Below are 16,473 nucleotides of genomic sequence, written 5' to 3' on the forward strand. Positions count from 1 at the left end.
TCAGATCCAGGCAACTCAAATCATCGCCTGGTCAACCTGGAGAAGAGCCCATCAAGCCGCAGCAAGGCTCGCGCATATGCGCCTCAAATTGCAACTGTAATGCTAACTTCAAGTGAGTCTTATCGAATTTTATTATCCTCTCTTTTTCCTTGTAAGTTGCACAAGTTCATTGCGCATTTTATTTAATTCAGCAATCTGGCAGTCGATTTTCCATAGCATATCTGCCTTGTCTTGCTGTGATAGATCGATGCTGCTCAAGTTTGCGCGGCAAAGCATGACAGTAGCGCCAGCGGATAGCATATTGGTTTTTAATATTCCATAAGTCATTAGACGGTAACTCAGCGTCCCTTCTGTTTGCTCGATATGGGTAAGGTGATATGGTAAAGAAAAAGTTAATTGTTGCAGAAAAAAGGTTTTCACTTGGCGGACGATGCGCACGATAGAACTTGCGAAACTAATCTATCGAACGGTTGCTAGTCGAACTACGTTCTCGACTATCGGGGGATTGATGTTTTTCTTTCTCATCTCAGCGCAAAGGATTTCTAGATCAGCAATGTGTATCTCGATCTGCAACTGAACATCTGATATATCTTCACATGATAGAGAGAATGTGTCTGCATGTGCCCGGCAAAGCATGACAATAGTATGAGCCGATCTCAGGTAGTCGTTCAATGTTTTGGCATTCATTGTCCGGCGCATCGTCTATCCTTCGTAACTGACAGGGTGTGTCACAAGGACTAATACACTTATTGGTTGAAAATTAGTAAACTACACTATTGAACTTGCTATTTGCTCAGATGCGCTGAGGCGTGGTGAGTTGCTTATGCCACGTGAGGAAATGTGAGTAGTTGATGTTCTTTCGATTTTTGAGACCATCATCATTGATGGCAAGGCTAACGGGTCATTCATAATCGAGCTTGTACAGTGAAGTGGCGGGGGCGGTGATCCGATGTCAGAAACGCACGCCACTATCTTTGCAGGTAATGTCATATTCAGGAGTTAAGGAGCCGGTCTGGAGAATGCTCGTGGACGCATTATCCGTGTAGAGGCTGTGTCATTCCTAGAAATTTCCCATCACCATAAGAGGAACAATCGTCACGCCATTCCGTTCTGGCAAGGTTTTGGCGCCAGACGCAGCGGGGCATTCATGGGCGACATCGAGGCAAGGGCGCGCGCGATGGGTATCCAGTCGGGCTATGAGGGCATGGATGGCACCCGCCACGAGGTTCCGCGACAATCGCTGGAGCGGCTGGTCGCGGCCTTCGGGCCGGGGGTCGAGATGCGTGCGCAGGAACTGGCGGCGCCTGCGGGCGTGCACTGCCATCTTCCCGGCGCGCGCAGGACCTGGGGCGTGGCGGTGCAGCTTTACCAGCTGCGCTCGGCGCGCAACTGGGGAATCGGCGACCTTGCCGATCTCGAATCCCTAGCGGCTACGCTTGCGGCGCAGGGGGCCGACTTCATCGGCCTCAACCCCCTGCATGCGATGTTCCTGTCGGATCCGGCCCGGTGCAGCCCCTTCTCGCCCTCGAACCGGCGGTTTCTCAATCCGCTCTATATCGCCGTGGACCATGTCGAAGGCTTCGATCCCAGCATGGTGGACGCGGAGGCGGTCGCGCGCCTGCGGGAAGGCGACCTGGTGGATTACCCGGGCGTCGCAGCCGCCAAGCTGCACGTCCTTCGCAGGATCTGGGAAGGGCTGGGCAGGCCAGACGCCTCGGATACCTTCCGCCGCCTGGGCGGTGCCGATCTGGATCGCCATGCCCTGTTCGACGCGGTCTCGGCCCGGATGGCCGCGCAAGGGCATGGCGCCGGCTGGCGCGGCTGGCCCGAGGCATGGCAGGACCCCGAAGGCCCCAGTGTCACGGGCTTCGTGCAGGATCACGGACAGGATATCGCCTTCTACCGCTGGCTGCAGGAGGAAACCGACCGCCAGCTTTCCCGGGTCCGCGCCGCCTGCGCCGCCGCGGGGATGTTGGTCGGCCTGTATCTCGACGTGGCCGTCGGCGAGGCTGCGGACGGCTCGGCAAGCTGGGGCCGGCCCGAGGTCCTGCCGGGCGTAAGCATCGGCGCGCCGCCCGACTATTTCAACGAATTCGGGCAGGACTGGGCGCTTGCCCCCCTCTCGCCCGCCGCGATGGGCGCGACCCGCGCCGCGCCCTTTGCCAGCCTGATGGCCACCGTCATGCGCCATGCCGGCGCCGTCAGGATCGACCATGCGATGGGGTTGTGGCAGCTGTTCATGATCCCCGCCGGGGCCACGCCGGCCGAAGGGGCCTATGCTCGCTATCCGCTGGACGACATGCTGCGCGCGCTTGCCGCGGCATCGAACGAAAACGGCGCCGTCGTCATCGGCGAGGATCTGGGCAACGTCCCGCACGGCTTCCGCGAGATGATGGATGCGGCGGGCATCCTGTCCTATCGCATCCTGTTCTTTGAACGCGAGGACGAGGGCTTCGTCCCGCCCGGGGATTATCCCGTGAACGCCCTCGCCTGCCTTTCGACCCACGACCTTCCGACGTTCCAGGGCTGGTGGCGGTGCATGGATGTCGAGCTGCGCGAAAGACATGGCCTGATTAGCCCCGACACGGCCCGGCAGCAGGCCGAGGCCCGTCCCGCCGAGCGCCGGGAGCTTGTCCGGGCCCTTGCCGATGCGGGCCTTCTGGCGCGCCACGACGTCCCGACCGACAGCGAGGACGCGCCCCTCGACATCCTTGTGGCCGTTCACCGCTATCTGGCGCGCACCCCGTCGCGGCTCATGGCGATCCGGCTGGAGGATCTTGCCGGCGAGATCCGCCCCGTGAATCTGCCCAGCACGCATGACGAATACCCGAACTGGCGCCCGAAGCTTGGCAGGACCATCGAGGAGATCGCGCAGGACGCGGTGTTCGCCGCCGTTCTGGCGGGAACAAGGGCGGAACGCCCCCCTGCGCACGATCGCAGGGCGTGACCTCATCCGCATGTCCAGCGCGATCCGGAACGGCCGCCGGAAACGGCGCTGCGGCGTGCAGGCGTTGTGTTTGCGCTATTGCAGCCTGCCGGATAAGAAGCTTGATGATTGCAGAGGATGGGCGCGGTGGCCGTTGGTATTTCAAAGTCTCCGACCGGAATTGCCGGTTTCGATGAACTGACCCATGGAGGGCTTCCCACCGGCCGGCCGAGCATCGTCTGCGGTTCGGCGGGTTGCGGCAAGACGCTGTTCGCCTCGACCTTCCTGATCCAGGGCGCGCGCGAGCATGACGAGAACGGCGTCTTCGTCAGTTTCGAGGAACGCCCCGTGGACATCGTCAGCAACGTCGCCTCGCTGGGCTTCGGCCTGGACGAGCTGATCGAAGCCGAGAAGATCGCCATCGAGCATATCGCCATCGACCCCGCCGAACTGGCCGAGATCGGGGATTATGACCTCGAGGGGCTGTTCCTGCGGCTGGAACTTGCGATCGATGCCGTGGGCGCAAAGCGGGTGGTCCTGGACACGATCGAAAGCCTGTTCTCGGCCTTTTCCAACCCCGCGATCCTTCGGGCCGAGATCCGGCGCCTGTTCGACTGGCTGAAGGACAAGGGGATGACCACCGTCATCACCGCCGAGCGGGGCGAAGGGACGCTGACCCGCCAGGGGCTGGAGGAATACGTGTCCGACTGCGTGATCCTGCTGGATCACCGGGTCCACAACCAGATCTCCACCCGCCGCATGCGGATCGTGAAATATCGCGGCACGGCGCATGGCACCAACGAATACCCCTTCCTGATCGACGAGGACGGGTTCTCGGTCCTGCCGGTCAGCGCGCTGGGCCTCGACCACAAGGTCTTCGACGAAAGGGTCGGCTCGGGGGTTCCGGATCTTGACGCGATGGTGTCGGGAGGCGGCTTCCACCGCGGCAGCTCGATCCTGCTGTCGGGGGTGGCGGGATCGGGCAAGTCGTCCCTGGCGGCCAGCTTCGCCGGGGCGGCCTGCGCGCGGGGCGAGCGGGCGCTGTATTTCTCGTTCGAGGAATCGGCCGCGCAGACGGTCCGCAACATGCGCTCCATCGGGCTGGACCTGCAGCCCTGGCTGGATGGGGGCCTGCTGCGCCACATCGCGGCCCGCCCGACCTTCTACAGCCTGGAAATGCACCTGGCGATCATGCTGCGCGAGGTCACGCGCTTCGACCCGGGCCTTGTTGTCCTGGATCCGATCTCCGCCTTCATGGAATCGGGCGACCGGCTGGAAGTGCAGTCGATGCTGCTGCGGGTAGTCGATTTCCTGAAAAGCCGCGGCGTGACCGCCGTGTTCACGCATCTTGCCCATTCGCAGGAAGGATCAACGGCCACGGACGCGGGGCTGTCGTCGCTGATGGACGCCTGGGTGCTGATGCTGAACCGCGAAATGAACGGCGAGTTCAACCGCGAGCTTTACCTGCTCAAGGCGCGCGGCATGGCGCATTCTAACCAGGTCCGCGAGTTCGTGATGAGCGACACGGGCATCCGCCTGCTTCCGCCGTATCTGGGCGACAACGGCGCCCTCACGGGCTCGGCCCGCAAGGCCGAGGAGGCCAAGGCCCGCCGCGCCGAGATGCAGCGCCTAGCCGAGGTCGCCCGGGCAAAACGGGCCGCGCAGGACCGCCGCCGTGCCGCCACCGCGCAGATCGCCGAACTGCAGGCGGAACTGGAAGCCAGCGATCTCGAGCTGAGATCCATAGCGGATTCCGAAGCCGAATACCGCCGCCAGGCGGAGCGCGACAGCGCCGATATGGAGGTCAGCCGTAAGGCATAGTCCCGGCGGAGAAAGATGATGGACGCAAAGAAAAAGAAACTGACGCTCTATGTCGCCGGGCAGACCCCCAAGTCGCTGGCGGCGATCTCCAATCTCGAGCGGATCTGCGAGGAACATCTTCCCGGCAGATACGAGATCGAGGTGATCGACCTGCGGCAGAACCCCAGGCTTGCCCGCGAGCACGACATCGTCGCGATCCCGACCCTTGTGCGGGAACTGCCCGTGCCCCTGCGCAAGATCATCGGCGATCTGTCCGACGAGCAGAAGGTCCTGGTCAATCTCAGGCTGCAGGACGAATGAACATCTCTCCGGAAGCGCTTGCCGAACTGCGCCGTCGCCTTCTGGAAGCCGAGGAAACGCTTCGCGCCATCCGCGAGGGCGAGGTCGATGCCCTTGTGATCGGCATGGCCGACCGCCCGCAGGTCTTCTCCATCGGCGGGGATACCGAGGCGTTCCGCGCCTTTATCGAGGTGATGGATTCCGGCGCGGCCGCCGTGGACCAGGCGGGCCGGATCCTTTACGCCAACGGCCATTTCAAGCAGATGCTGAAGGCGGGCACCAACGACCTGCAGGGCGTCCTGCTGGACGACCTGCTGCCCGGCGACAAGGCGCGCGACCTGCTGGTTGCCGGGCGGCCCGCACGCACCGCGCTGGAAATCGCGCTGCCCTCGGGCGCGCGTCACTTGATCATGGCAAGCAGCCCGCTGCAGCTGGGCACGGTCGCGGGATACGCGATCACCCTGACCGACGTGACCGAGCGCATCCGCGCCGAACGGGCCGAGCAAAGCGAGCTGATCGCCCAGTCGATCATCGCATCGGTGAACGAGGCCGTCCTGGTCTGCGACGGGGCCGGACGGGTGACGCACAGCAACGGTTCCGCCCGCGCGATCCTTGGCGTCGATCCCGCGGGCGCGCGGCTGGCCGATCTTCTGCCGCTGCGGCCGGACGCGGCGTCCGGCTTCAAGGACACCGCCGGCATCGTCGAGGCGGCGCTTGGGGGCAAGTCCCTGCGCGGGATCGAGGTCCTGGCCAGCCAGGCACCGGGCCCCCAGGAATTCCTGATCAGCGCCGCACCCTTGGACGTTCCTGGCGCCCCGGGAAGCGGTTGCGTGATCTCCATCTTCGACATCGCCAACCGCAAGGCGCTGGAACGCCAGCAGCACCTGCTGATGGGCGAGCTGGACCACCGGGTCAAGAACACGCTTGCCCTTGTGCTGTCGATCAGCCGCCAGACCTTCCGCCATTCCGAAAGCTACCGCGATTTCGAGGCCGCCTTCACCAGCCGGATCCACGCGCTTTCGGCAACCCACAACCTTCTGTCCAAGAATGCCTGGACCGGCCTGTCCGTCCATGACGTGATCGAGGCCGAGACGGCGCCCTTCGCGGGATCGAACCGCGCGCGGATCGAGATGGCGGGGCTCGACAGGCATATCTCCTCCGAGGCCGCGATCGCGCTTGGCCTCATCTCGCACGAGCTGGTCACGAATGCGGTCAAGTACGGGGCGCTGTCGATGGATGCGGGACGCGTCATCGTCACGGCCCGGCGCGACTCGCTCTCCCATCCCCTTGTGATCGAATGGCGGGAAAGGGGCGGGCCTGCCGTCGTTCCCCCCACCAAGAAGGGCTACGGCCAGACCGTGATCACCCAGAGCATGCAGTTCGCCCCGGGGGGCGATACCTCGCTGGACTATGATCCCGCGGGACTGGTCTGCACGATCAACATCCCCTCGGCGCTGGTGTTGAGCTGACCTTGATCACCCGTGATGTTCCCCCCGCCATGACCCCTTGCCGGACCCCTTCCTTGCCTGGGCTCCGTGGTGGCCAGCGCCAGGATCGTGAGGAATCGTGACAACCTACCGGATCCTGATCGTCGAGGACGAGCCCCTGATCGCCTTCGACCTGGCCCAGTCCCTGGCGGATGCCGGGTTCCACGTCGTGGGCATCGCAAGGGACAAGGAAGGCGCCGTCGCGAAGGCCGCGCAAGGCGGCATCGACCTGGCGACCATGGACGTCAACCTGGCGAACAGGGACAGCGGCATAGACACCGCGATCGCCCTGAGAACCGGGTTCGGCATCCCGTCTCTGTTCGTGACAAGCGCCAGCCAGGCCGTTCTTTCCCAGATTGGCCACGCGGATCCTGTCGGGATCATCGAGAAGCCGGCACATCCTCAAGATGTCATCGCAGCCATCTTGAGGTATTTTGCCGTCCTTGGAAGCCCCTACTAATTTTCCAAGAACCTATCAGCCAAACGGTTAGCTGCTGGTAGACAGGTAATATTGCAGATTTTGAGCTTAGGTCGACTTTCCGGCTCCGCCCTTGCTGCTCATGATCTCCAGCATAATTGCCATGTGGTTTTCTCCGTTTTCCATTCTGGCCAGAGTCTTTTCCAAAGCCGCCTCAATGGAAATCGCTGGCTGAAGAAATGACCGTTCTCCAATGTGCCCATGCCGTCATGGCCAAGCGTCATGAATTTACGTCATGGACCAGCGTCATGCATTTAGGTCATGTTTTTACGTCATGCATTTACGTCATGCCATTGCGTCATGCTCCAGCGTCATGACTTTCCGTCATGATCATGCGTCATGGTGTTTCGTCATGACCCATCGTCATGTTTGAGCGTCATGGCAGATGAGTTCCTCCAGGCAGGCGGCCGCTCGGCGTCCGTTGCATCGCTGGCCACGCCTCTCCTTTGAGGCGGCGGGAGGAGCCTGATACTTCTGCTCCCTGCTGCGCTGTCCGAGATGTTTCGCGGTGTCCGCTCGGCCGCTGCGACGTTCCGTGGGAGCAGGTTCGGACGATGGCGCAGAACGGCGACCCGGCCCTGAAACGGAAACCTACCGTCGACCCAGCCTGGCCTCATTGACATTCGGTCCGTCTCGCTCAACGGTAGGTTGTAGATTGGCAAGAAATACAAATCTATTTTTTTACACTTTGCTTATGCCCGGACGAACCACCAAGCTCAGCCCTTCCGATGTGAAGAAGATCGCGGCCTCCATCCGTGCAGGGGTGCCGGTATCGGCCCTGGCCAAGGCCCATGGTGTCACGCGACCGACCATCTACCGGGCTTTGCGCGCCTTTCACGAGAAGGAGGCGGTGGCGGATGCCGGCACGGCGGCCGTGTTCTTCACCGTCGACCGCGACAGCCTTGGGGCCTTTGACGCCTTTACCGGACGCCTGGGGCTCAGGAGCCGGGCCGATGCCTTTCGCCGGGTGTGCCGCATGCCGGCCGGCTTTCTGGAGCCCGATCCCGATCTGGCCGCTGCCTTGCGCGCGGTGGCGGGCGAGCTCTCGGCGATCGGCCGGAACGTGAACCAGCTGGTGGCCACCAAGAACTACGAGGTCCGGCGCGGCCAGCAGCTGAAGCTGACCAGGCCGCAACAGCAGCTCCTGTCCGATCTTCTGGAGCATCTCGACGGCGTGTCGATAGCCATCCGGGAGATTGAAGGGAAAAGAGCCTCCAACACCATGCGCCGGTTTGTTTCCGGAATGACGGAGGCTGGCGATGAGCCGGGTTAATGCCGTCACTGCCGTCACGGGCAGATTGTTTGAAGAGGATTGGGGAAAAGTCGGCCGGGGCCGGACTATCGGTCATGCCCGGCATTTGGCCCGGGCGGCCCAAGGCGCCTCCCCTGCCGTTTTCAAGATGATCCGCACCGGCGGATGCTCGTCACCGAGCCAGCTTTCTGCCCAGTTCAATTACCTTTTCAGCAAGAGCGTGGATATCCACGACTCCCGGGGATTGCTCGACGGGGCAAAGACCTTGAGCCCGGAACAGGTCGAGGCTGCCGTGTCCCGGTGGGCCGATGAGTGGAAAGGCCAGATGAATGCGGCGCGGACCAGCCATTTGCTGATGTCCTTTCCGCGCGGCGCCAAGCCCAATCATGTCAGCCTGATCGCGGGTGAAATCTGCCGGGAAAAGCTCGGCGGCCGGTTCGACTACATGATCGCGGTTCATACCGACAGTCCGAACAAGAACCCCCATGCCCATGTCATCGTCAACCGCCGCGGCGAGGATGGCGATTACTTCATCCTGCGGCGGGGCACGGAATACAGCTACGAGGCCTTCAAGGAGGCCATGGTCGATCATGCCGATCGCTACGGCATTCGCCTGGAGGCCACCTCGCGTTTGCAGCGCGGGCATCTCCATTATCCGCCCAGCGATGGCGACTGGCGGCAGGCCCAGGACAGGGCAGCCCAAACGGGGCGCGCCTTTGAGGCGCCGGAAGGAAAGCCGCGCATTGGCGCGGAACTGAGCCGCGCCACCCAGGAGGTGCGCGACTGGTCCTTGCGCTATCGCGAGCTGGCGAGCTTTGCCTCGCAGCAGAACCTGCAGGATCTGGCAACCGCCTGTGAGAAGGCCTCCTCGGTTTTGGCCGGGGGTGGCGCCATTGTGACGAAAGGAGAGCCCTACATGTCCCTGGCCGAGGATTTCGACACGGCCGCCGCGAATTTGAGAAAGGCCGTGGACGATGCCGAGCAGCGCATTGCGGACGCGGCCCCGAACCAGCGTCCGGCCATGGAGCGCAAGCTGGCCGAGGCGCTGACGGCGGTGGAGCATCTCCAGCCCCTGGGCACCCGGTCGCGTGATCTGCGCGAGACGGCCAGCGAGCGGGGCATCTACTCGGCCCAGAACCTCGGGATGGTGAACACCCGCTTTGCCCTGGAAGGACGCGACAAGCTCGACGCCGCCCTGGACGGCACCGGGATCGACCCGGTCGAGGTCGAGGCCCGGATGCGGGTCGGGGCAAGCTCCGCGGCGCTGGAGGCCCGGTGGGTGCAGCAGGACCTGCAGAGCGCGGCCGATCTGCGCGGGCTTGATCTGCGCGACGAGGCACAACTCCAGCAGGCGATCGCCGTGGTGGATGCCGCCTATGATCGCGTGGCAGACGCCTATGGCGTGGATGATGCCATCCACCAGCGGGCCGCCAGCCAGCACGGCGAACGAGCCGCGGCCGTTGCGGCGGATCAGGGTCCGGAGAAAACGCGTGCGCCGGCCCAAGAGGAAACCGACGCCGAGGACATCGAGGTCAGGATCTACCCGCAGGGCGACTGGTCTTCACGCGGCGGGATCGAAGACACCCGGCCGGTCGTGATCGAGGATGAAGGCCGGTACTATCCCGGCCTGGAGATCTCCCGCCCGGGGAGCGAGTCGAGCTTCAGCTATGATGACACGCTGTCCTTCGGCACCTTGCGGGATGCGGCGGAGAACAGCATCGAGGCCTACCGCCTCAGCCATCATCTCGACACAACCGCCCAGATGGAGAACTCGCGCGAGGCGGATGCGCGCGATCATGCGCCGGTGACCTCGATCGGGTCACGCGACGGCACAGGAGCGGACTATGCCGAGCTTGCCCGGCATGCGCGCCCGGTCGGGGCCGAGGACGAGCGGCGGTTGCGCGAGGCCATCGAGCGGACGCTTTCCGGTGACGAGCTGGAGCGGCTGAAGCGCGGTGACGCGGACGTCCTGCGCGGCATCGGCGATCGTGACGATCAGCTGACCATGGCCCGGGACTACCTGCGCACGTCCGATGATCCGGCAGCCCGGCACGGCCTTGAACGGGTCAGCGAACAGTTGGGCCATGAGCGCGAGCGGCAACGCCAGGAACGTGGCCACGAAGGAGGTGGCCATGATTAGACAGGAAAGCGTCCTTTGCGCGACATTGATTTTCCGCCTCTCACCAAGCTTGACAGTAGAGATCGTGTCAGTCGTCCCAACCAGTTGGTTGGAGTCGTGACATGTGCAAGTTTTGGGCCAACCTTCCAGTAAAACCGTATGAATTGGCGGCCTAACCTGAAGCGGACAAGATGGATGTCGCGGAAGGCTCGTAAGGCTACAACATCTGGATGCAAGGGATCCCCATAGGCAGCCGTTGCAACAAAACATGCTCCTCCAGCATGATCCTCTTCTTCATTACCGGGAGGTGGGAGCTCCGGATCCTCATCATTAACTGGTAATTCCCAATCATGGTCTGGATTATCCACTTCCGGCTCTTCGTCGGATGGATCGCTGGGCTCTTCCGCATCCTCGTTTTCATCCGGCTCAGCTTCCGGGATCTCGTCCGGGTAATGAGGTTCAGGCATTCCACCAGGAACGTCCGGGCCAATCTCATCATACATTTCTGTTCGGTCACGCCAGACAGTCTCATCATGACCCTCGGTCCAGGTGATTTCTTCCAGGGACCATCCAATCTCGTCGTACTGGTCAGCCGTTAAATTCTCAAAAATTCTGTCGACTTGGTCGGCTGCATCAGCACTAGGGGTGAAGTCAAAGATCTGATCTGCCAGTCCCGAGGCATACTGTGCACCACCGATCAAGGACACGATCTTGCCGGTCGGCAAGGCAATAGACAGATCATCTTTTTGGATGTGTAGGGATGTTTCAAACGCGTCTCGATCAGTGAACAATCCACCAAAGCCAAGCATGTCATCTTTGGAGAAATCCTCAATGACAACGTCGCGGCCCCCATCCATCACGATTAGGTCAGCGCCTTCCCCTGTGGTAGCTGTCACTGTGTTGCTCGAAGTCTCACCGGCAATGGCCAGAACATCATTGCCCTTCCCACCCGACAGGGTGTCAGCACCGTTACCAGAAAAGAGAATATCGTGACCTTCACCGCCCGAAAGATCATCGTCACCGCAACCACCAAGAAGGACGTCGTTGCCTCTGCCACCATCCAGAGTGTCGTCACCAACATGACCACGCAAGATATCCTTGCCGTTCCCTCCGATAATCAGGTCGTCGACCTGTTCTGTCATTGAATCAGTAGCCTTGTGAGCCCCTTCAATGGTGTAATCCTTGTTGGGGTCTCCGATGATGACAACAAGCATCTGATTGTTGCCGAGGCTAAGCTCGTCGTTGAGACCGCTGCCTGAAATGACCTTCATGTCGCCACGGGCGTCCACGATCTTGTCGGCTGATGGTAACGAGACAGCGGATTCGTCATGCCAAGTGGTTTCCGGTGAATCTGCCGGGACAATGTGATGGACAAAGATGGCTTTGCCTGAAAATCCAGACAGATCAACTGAGGCGTCTTTCCCTGACATGTTGGAGAGAAAGACAATCCGCTCTCCTGCCTCCTCGAATCCGGTAATCCCCAACTGACCGTGGATCTGAAATCCAGAAACAGCTGCTTTATCGGTCATCGTAGATTTGCTAATTAGGTGAGAGGACGCCAAGTCATAGATCTGCCCCATAGGGGTGGCGATTGCCGCGATCTCCCCGCCATTACTTTCTCCTGGCGGAAACTTGGTGTCGTAGAACTTGGTAGTAAGCCATTTGTAAGCTAATCCCCAATGATCCATAGAGGAGACATTGCTGTCAACATAGCGACTGAACTCTTCTATCCAGATCGCACCCTGGTTCACACCGTAGAAATCACCGTCACCCTCATGGATGCCGATGTTGAACTCCGATAGCGAAATCTTTAGATCGCTCCGAAATCCATCAAGTGTTTCAAATATACTGGCAGGCTTAACTATCCCGTCCTTCTGAAGTTCAAAACTTTTATGAGGATTGGGATAGGCATGTTGATGTATAACATCAACGAGGTCACGATTTTCTAGTGAAATCTGGCTAGCAATCTGTTTGCTTTCCTGCACGCCGCTAGCACGCCATGCTGCGCCTGCTTGCAGTCCGATATCAGGTTGATCCCAGTTCTCGCCATGCTGGCTCACTAAACGAGCATTTAAGCCGTTGAGAATGGGAATCTGTTTATTTGCTATTATGCCATAGTCTGTTGCATTGATTTCAGACCAATATTCGTTGCCAATTTCAAATCCGGATATCTTAACAGTGGGATGTTCCAGAATTGCTTTTTCTAGTTGATCGATGTATTTTTGAAATTCCGCAGTTTTGAAGCTATGATCAAGCTTGTTATAGAACTGGAAAGTTGGAATAACAATCGATATGCTGCTGCCGTTGTCCTCGCACAAGTGTAAGGCTTCACGAAGCGTCATAATGTAGTTGGTCGAGTTGGGCACCATAGGTGCCCCGAACATCTTAGATAATCCGCCATTTTCCCAAGTCTGATCTTCCGTAATCCCCCCGCCAGGATAGCGCAGATTAGTAAACTTTACTTCGTCAAGCATTTCTCGAAAGGGTGAGCCGACCTTGGCGGAGTCATTTGTCAGGACTATGTTTCCTCCAAAATGTCCTTGATTAACCAATCCCACAATAGTCTCCCACCTGTGTACTTCTGGTGGAGAATGGTCAGAACAAAGTTAATTCATCGTTAACAGGATGCTAATTTTCGGCGGCGGGAGAGAGAATTACAAGCGTTGTAGCTTGTTATGTGTCTTAACCCAACGATCGGGCAATTTGATCCAGATTGTTGATGGGGATTGTCATTATGAGCCGAAGCGAAACCGTTCGACACTGTGACAGACAGTCTAAAGGCTCCGGCTGCCTTACCTTCTTCAAAAGGCTCTTTGATTAGTTCGCGGTGCATTATGGCGGGTTATAGCTCTCGTACCGAGGCGTGAGGTCACTGCATGGGACTTGTAGGACGTCGGCATGACATAGATCGCGCTCAAAGCTGTGCTGTCATAGTCTCTGTCCGCTCTAAGGCTGGCTAGCGGATCGCGGCTTGATATCAGTGATGATCTTGCTGAGGGGCGGATCATATATAGAATGGCACAAATGATCTGATCTTGCTGTTATCTTTAAGTAGGATGGCGGTGCGGTTTTTCTTGAAGATAGTCCGTCACTTTAGGCCAAAGTCTTTGCCTGTTTGCCTGTTTGCCTGTTTGCCTGTTTGCCTGCGCCTGTTTTCTTTGTGGGGTGGTGATTTCGACAGTCAGACGATGATCCTAAGCTCATCTTGTCGTCTGCGCGTAAAGGCAGGCCATCAGTTGAACAATAAAGGTCCGGATCTCGTTACTGAGTCGGATGCTTGCCATCCTTGTGTGGTCTTGGTCAAAGCAGATTGTGGAGTAATCGGGTGCAGAGAATAAAAAAATGCATGGATGGAGTTGCCACCTCTTGGCCTGTCACTTCAACAATGTTCATTGGCTCAACTGCCGTTCTTATCGGCGAGGCAGTTATCCTCAGCCACCCCAACACGCAGTTCGGCTTTGTCTTCAACGTCGCATCCATTACGTGTGCGCTTTCGGGTGCCATCCTTACTACGGCCATCATGGTCAAATGCACCAGCGGCCTAGGGGCAATCGGTGCCAGACAACGTCGTGCGGCAACCATCCAGCACCATTTGCGGGAACTGCACTACCTTCCAGCCGAAGAGAAAGCGATCCTCATTCACGCGGCAGCGTACCGGACCCAAGTCTTTCTGGCGACCATAAGCGATGAGCAGTTGGAGCCTCTTGTCGCCAAGGGCTATGTCGAGGTTGTTCCTGGGCTGCACAACTGGCAGAACTGGCCACACAAGGTCCCTGATCATGTCTGGCGTGAGCTTGTGAAGCTCGTGCCTGAAGAGCGTAGCAAGTCCGCTTCGCGAAATTTGTTGCCTGGTCGTGATTAGTCACATTTTAAAGCGCGTTCCGCAGCACTGCAATCTTGGCAAGGGCAGCGCATAGGCAAGATAAGGAATACCGTGATCCTGTTGCCTAGGACACCAAGGCGCTCCGGGCCTTTGTCAAAATCATGCGATAAACTGCGCGCATAGCGGACAGTTTTTTATTGATCCGCCTGATCCGACTATTGCTTGACATGAGGGCGACGCGAACACCCGCACGCGATGAGGCTGCTGATGATCGCGCTGATGCTTTAGACAGCTATGGCCCCGCCTATGGCAGCCCGGCAGCGACCTACGCTCCTACACCGATACAGGGAGAACCGGGCCGAAGCACGAATACTGAGCCAGAACCAGTTGCCCCTTCCGGGGCAGGTCTTAAGGCATGCCACCCCGCAGCCGTTCAGGATACTGCAAGGAACGCGATAGTCCGGATCAGCTTCGTACCTAATCCTTCATATCTCGTTTACACAGAACTGGGCCTAAGCCGGGTACTGAGGTCACAGACTGTGTCCTGGCTGGCAGCACGCTTTTATGGAGCTAAAAGGATCCGCATGCTTGACAGTCACTTGGCGCCTGATGTGGGCCAATTCCAAGTCGATTCTCAACATCTGATGGTCAACATACTCGATCTCGCAATCTGACAAATTGAAGCGGAGATCTTGATCGCGCAACACCATCAGCATTGTACTAACCTCATGAAGATAGGATATCAGAAGGTTGGCGGCGTTACCGTTGCGCATAGATTTCTCCTTCTAGTTGTGTTGAACATAAATCAACAACCTTAATGGATTGCAAATCGAAGCTCGATCTCAACGCGCCACGCTGCGGGGCAAGGGCACGACAAGTCTGAGCTACCAGCACCAGGTCCGCGAGGACGAAAGCCACCCGCTGCTGTTCCTGGCGGCATGACTGTCCTTCAAAGCCCCTCCATCCCCACCGCCAGCCACGCGGCAAAGGCGGCCTTGGTCACATCATTCGAGGCGAGGTCATCCATCATGCGGCCGCCTTGGACCGGATCTGGGCGGAAGCCCAAGCCGTTGAGGCGCAGGAAGGTCAGTGCGGTGACGAAAGCCGTGCGCTTGTTGCCGTCGACAAAGCCATGCGCCTTGGCGATGCCGTAGGCAGAGGATCCGGCACGTTCGGGCCGTAGGTCGCCTAGTGCAGCGTGCGTGCGCATCCCGCCTCGAGCAGGCCGCGGTCGCGCATGCCGGGAGCGCCACCGTGGCAGGCGATCTGGCGGTCGTGAATGGAGATTACCACAGTCGGCCCCGACATCGCCAAGAACGTCTTCTAGCAGGCCGCTGAAATAGTCGACGGACCGGAATGGTTTCCCGTCCTGGCGACTGATGAGGATCCTTGGCCGGGCCCTTCGTCACTGGAAGGCATAGTTGCCTCATGGATGCCTGATGCCCGGTTCGGTGGTCAGGCCCCCAGCAGCCGGGGCAGTCGGGCCAAGTTGTTGGCGGCCATTGTCAGGATGAAGCGGGACCTCACCCGCTCAACGCCGCGGTAGACGGTCTGGGCCATGCCGCCGACGGTCTTAGCCCAGCCAAAGGGTTCCTCGATCCGCTTGCGATGCTTGATGGAGAGGGCATAGCCCTTGTGCCGTGTGGTGCGTCCATCGATTGCCGAATACCGCGCCTTCTGGGCAACATGCGGGGTGACGCAAGCTTGGCGTAGATCGGCCACGAAGCCGGCGGCATCATAGGCCTTGTCAGCCCCCAGTGTCAGTTTCCGGGTCGAACCAGGGGAATGACGATGCAGCATGTCCAGCGCGGCCTTCCGCTCGGCGTGGCCGTCGGCCTGTGTCAGGTCGCCCTGAACGATCAGTCCATGCCGGTTCTCCATCAAGGCATGCCCCATGAAGCAGAGCACGGCACCCGCGCCGGGGGCTTTCTTGTAAAGGCGCGCTTCTGGATCGGTCGTGGAGGCATGGGTCGCGTTGGAGCGCTTCTCGCCCTTGAAGTCGACCTCAGCATTGCGGCTGCGGTGGTTGGCGCGAGACATTGGGGCAATCTCGGGGTTAGCGGCGATGGCCTGGTTGTCAGGGACGTCATTCTGGGCAGGTGGACCGTCAGGACCCTCGTCATTGGGCGCCCAGTCCTCAGCCTTGGGCTTGAAGCTTTTCATCGACGCCCAGGCCTTGATGAGGGTGCCATCGACCGAGAAGTGATCGTCTGACAGGAGGGGCGCGACCTCGCGATGGGCCAGGATCGCCGCCATGACCTTGCGTGACATCTCGGTCGTCAGCAGCC

The 16,473-nt window shown here is 59.8% G+C and carries 12 protein-coding genes; 8 read left to right on the forward strand and 4 right to left on the reverse strand.

Translation table 11 applies throughout. The annotated features are described in order from the left end of the window. Positions 1–132: 132 nt before the first annotated feature. A complete protein-coding gene (locus tag J0F76_RS17515) occupies positions 133–438 on the reverse strand; it encodes a hypothetical protein (RefSeq protein WP_207471449.1) in 306 nt (101 codons plus the stop codon). Between the two features lie 709 nt (positions 439–1,147). Between J0F76_RS17515 and malQ the strand changes: the two genes are divergently transcribed. The 7 genes from malQ to J0F76_RS17550 all read left to right on the forward strand — a co-directional run bounded on the left by malQ (position 1,148) and on the right by J0F76_RS17550 (position 10,383). Then, positions 1,148–2,947 carry a 4-alpha-glucanotransferase gene (gene malQ, locus J0F76_RS17520; RefSeq protein ID WP_207471451.1) on the forward strand — a complete coding sequence of 600 codons (1,800 nt, stop codon included), beginning with the start codon at positions 1,148–1,150 and terminating at the stop codon, positions 2,945–2,947. A gap of 117 nt (positions 2,948–3,064) precedes the next feature. After that, a complete protein-coding gene (gene kaiC, locus J0F76_RS17525) occupies positions 3,065–4,747 on the forward strand; it encodes a circadian clock protein KaiC (protein ID WP_207471453.1) in 1,683 nt (560 codons plus the stop codon). 18 nt (positions 4,748–4,765) lie between these two features. Continuing rightward, positions 4,766–5,047, forward strand: a complete 282-nt coding sequence (locus tag J0F76_RS17530) for a circadian clock KaiB family protein (protein ID WP_207471455.1) — start codon at positions 4,766–4,768, stop codon at positions 5,045–5,047. Further along, entirely contained in the window at positions 5,044–6,495 is a 1,452-nt protein-coding gene (locus J0F76_RS17535) for a sensor histidine kinase (RefSeq protein ID WP_207471457.1), read from the forward strand. The genes J0F76_RS17530 and J0F76_RS17535 overlap by 4 nt, the downstream gene beginning before the upstream one ends. 97 nt (positions 6,496–6,592) lie before the next feature. Next, complete coding sequence (locus J0F76_RS17540; protein WP_207471460.1) at positions 6,593–6,973, forward strand: response regulator; 381 nt, start codon at positions 6,593–6,595, stop codon at positions 6,971–6,973. A gap of 712 nt (positions 6,974–7,685) precedes the next feature. After that, the gene (locus J0F76_RS17545) at positions 7,686–8,264 is read left to right on the forward strand and encodes a helix-turn-helix domain-containing protein (RefSeq protein ID WP_207471462.1); all 579 of its coding nucleotides are present in this window, start codon (positions 7,686–7,688) and stop codon (positions 8,262–8,264) included. Positions 8,265–8,391: 127 nt separating this feature from the next. After that, positions 8,392–10,383, forward strand: coding sequence for a relaxase/mobilization nuclease domain-containing protein (locus J0F76_RS17550; RefSeq protein WP_207471464.1), 1,992 nt, complete (start codon positions 8,392–8,394; stop codon positions 10,381–10,383). Here the strand turns inward: J0F76_RS17550 and J0F76_RS17555 are convergent. Continuing rightward, entirely contained in the window at positions 10,380–12,920 is a 2,541-nt protein-coding gene (locus tag J0F76_RS17555; protein ID WP_207471466.1) for a CFI-box-CTERM domain-containing protein, read from the reverse strand. The genes J0F76_RS17550 and J0F76_RS17555 overlap by 4 nt on opposite strands. Positions 12,921–13,708: 788 nt before the next feature. On the opposite strand from J0F76_RS17555, the gene J0F76_RS17560 reads away from it, so the two are divergent. Continuing rightward, positions 13,709–14,224, forward strand: coding sequence for a hypothetical protein (locus tag J0F76_RS17560; RefSeq protein WP_207471468.1), 516 nt, complete (start codon positions 13,709–13,711; stop codon positions 14,222–14,224). A gap of 910 nt (positions 14,225–15,134) precedes the next feature. Here J0F76_RS17560 and J0F76_RS17565 read toward each other — a convergent pair. Together J0F76_RS17565 and J0F76_RS17570 are read right to left on the reverse strand one after the other, a co-directional pair. Then, entirely contained in the window at positions 15,135–15,395 is a 261-nt protein-coding gene (locus J0F76_RS17565) for a type II toxin-antitoxin system death-on-curing family toxin (protein WP_341351616.1), read from the reverse strand. Between the two features lie 245 nt (positions 15,396–15,640). Then, positions 15,641–16,473, reverse strand: an 833-nt coding sequence (locus J0F76_RS17570) for an IS5 family transposase (protein ID WP_207471469.1), incomplete at its 5' end; no start/stop codon positions are given.

It is taken from the genome of Paracoccus fontiphilus (assembly GCF_017356265.1).
GTDB classification, from domain to species: Bacteria; Pseudomonadota; Alphaproteobacteria; order Rhodobacterales; family Rhodobacteraceae; genus Paracoccus; species Paracoccus fontiphilus.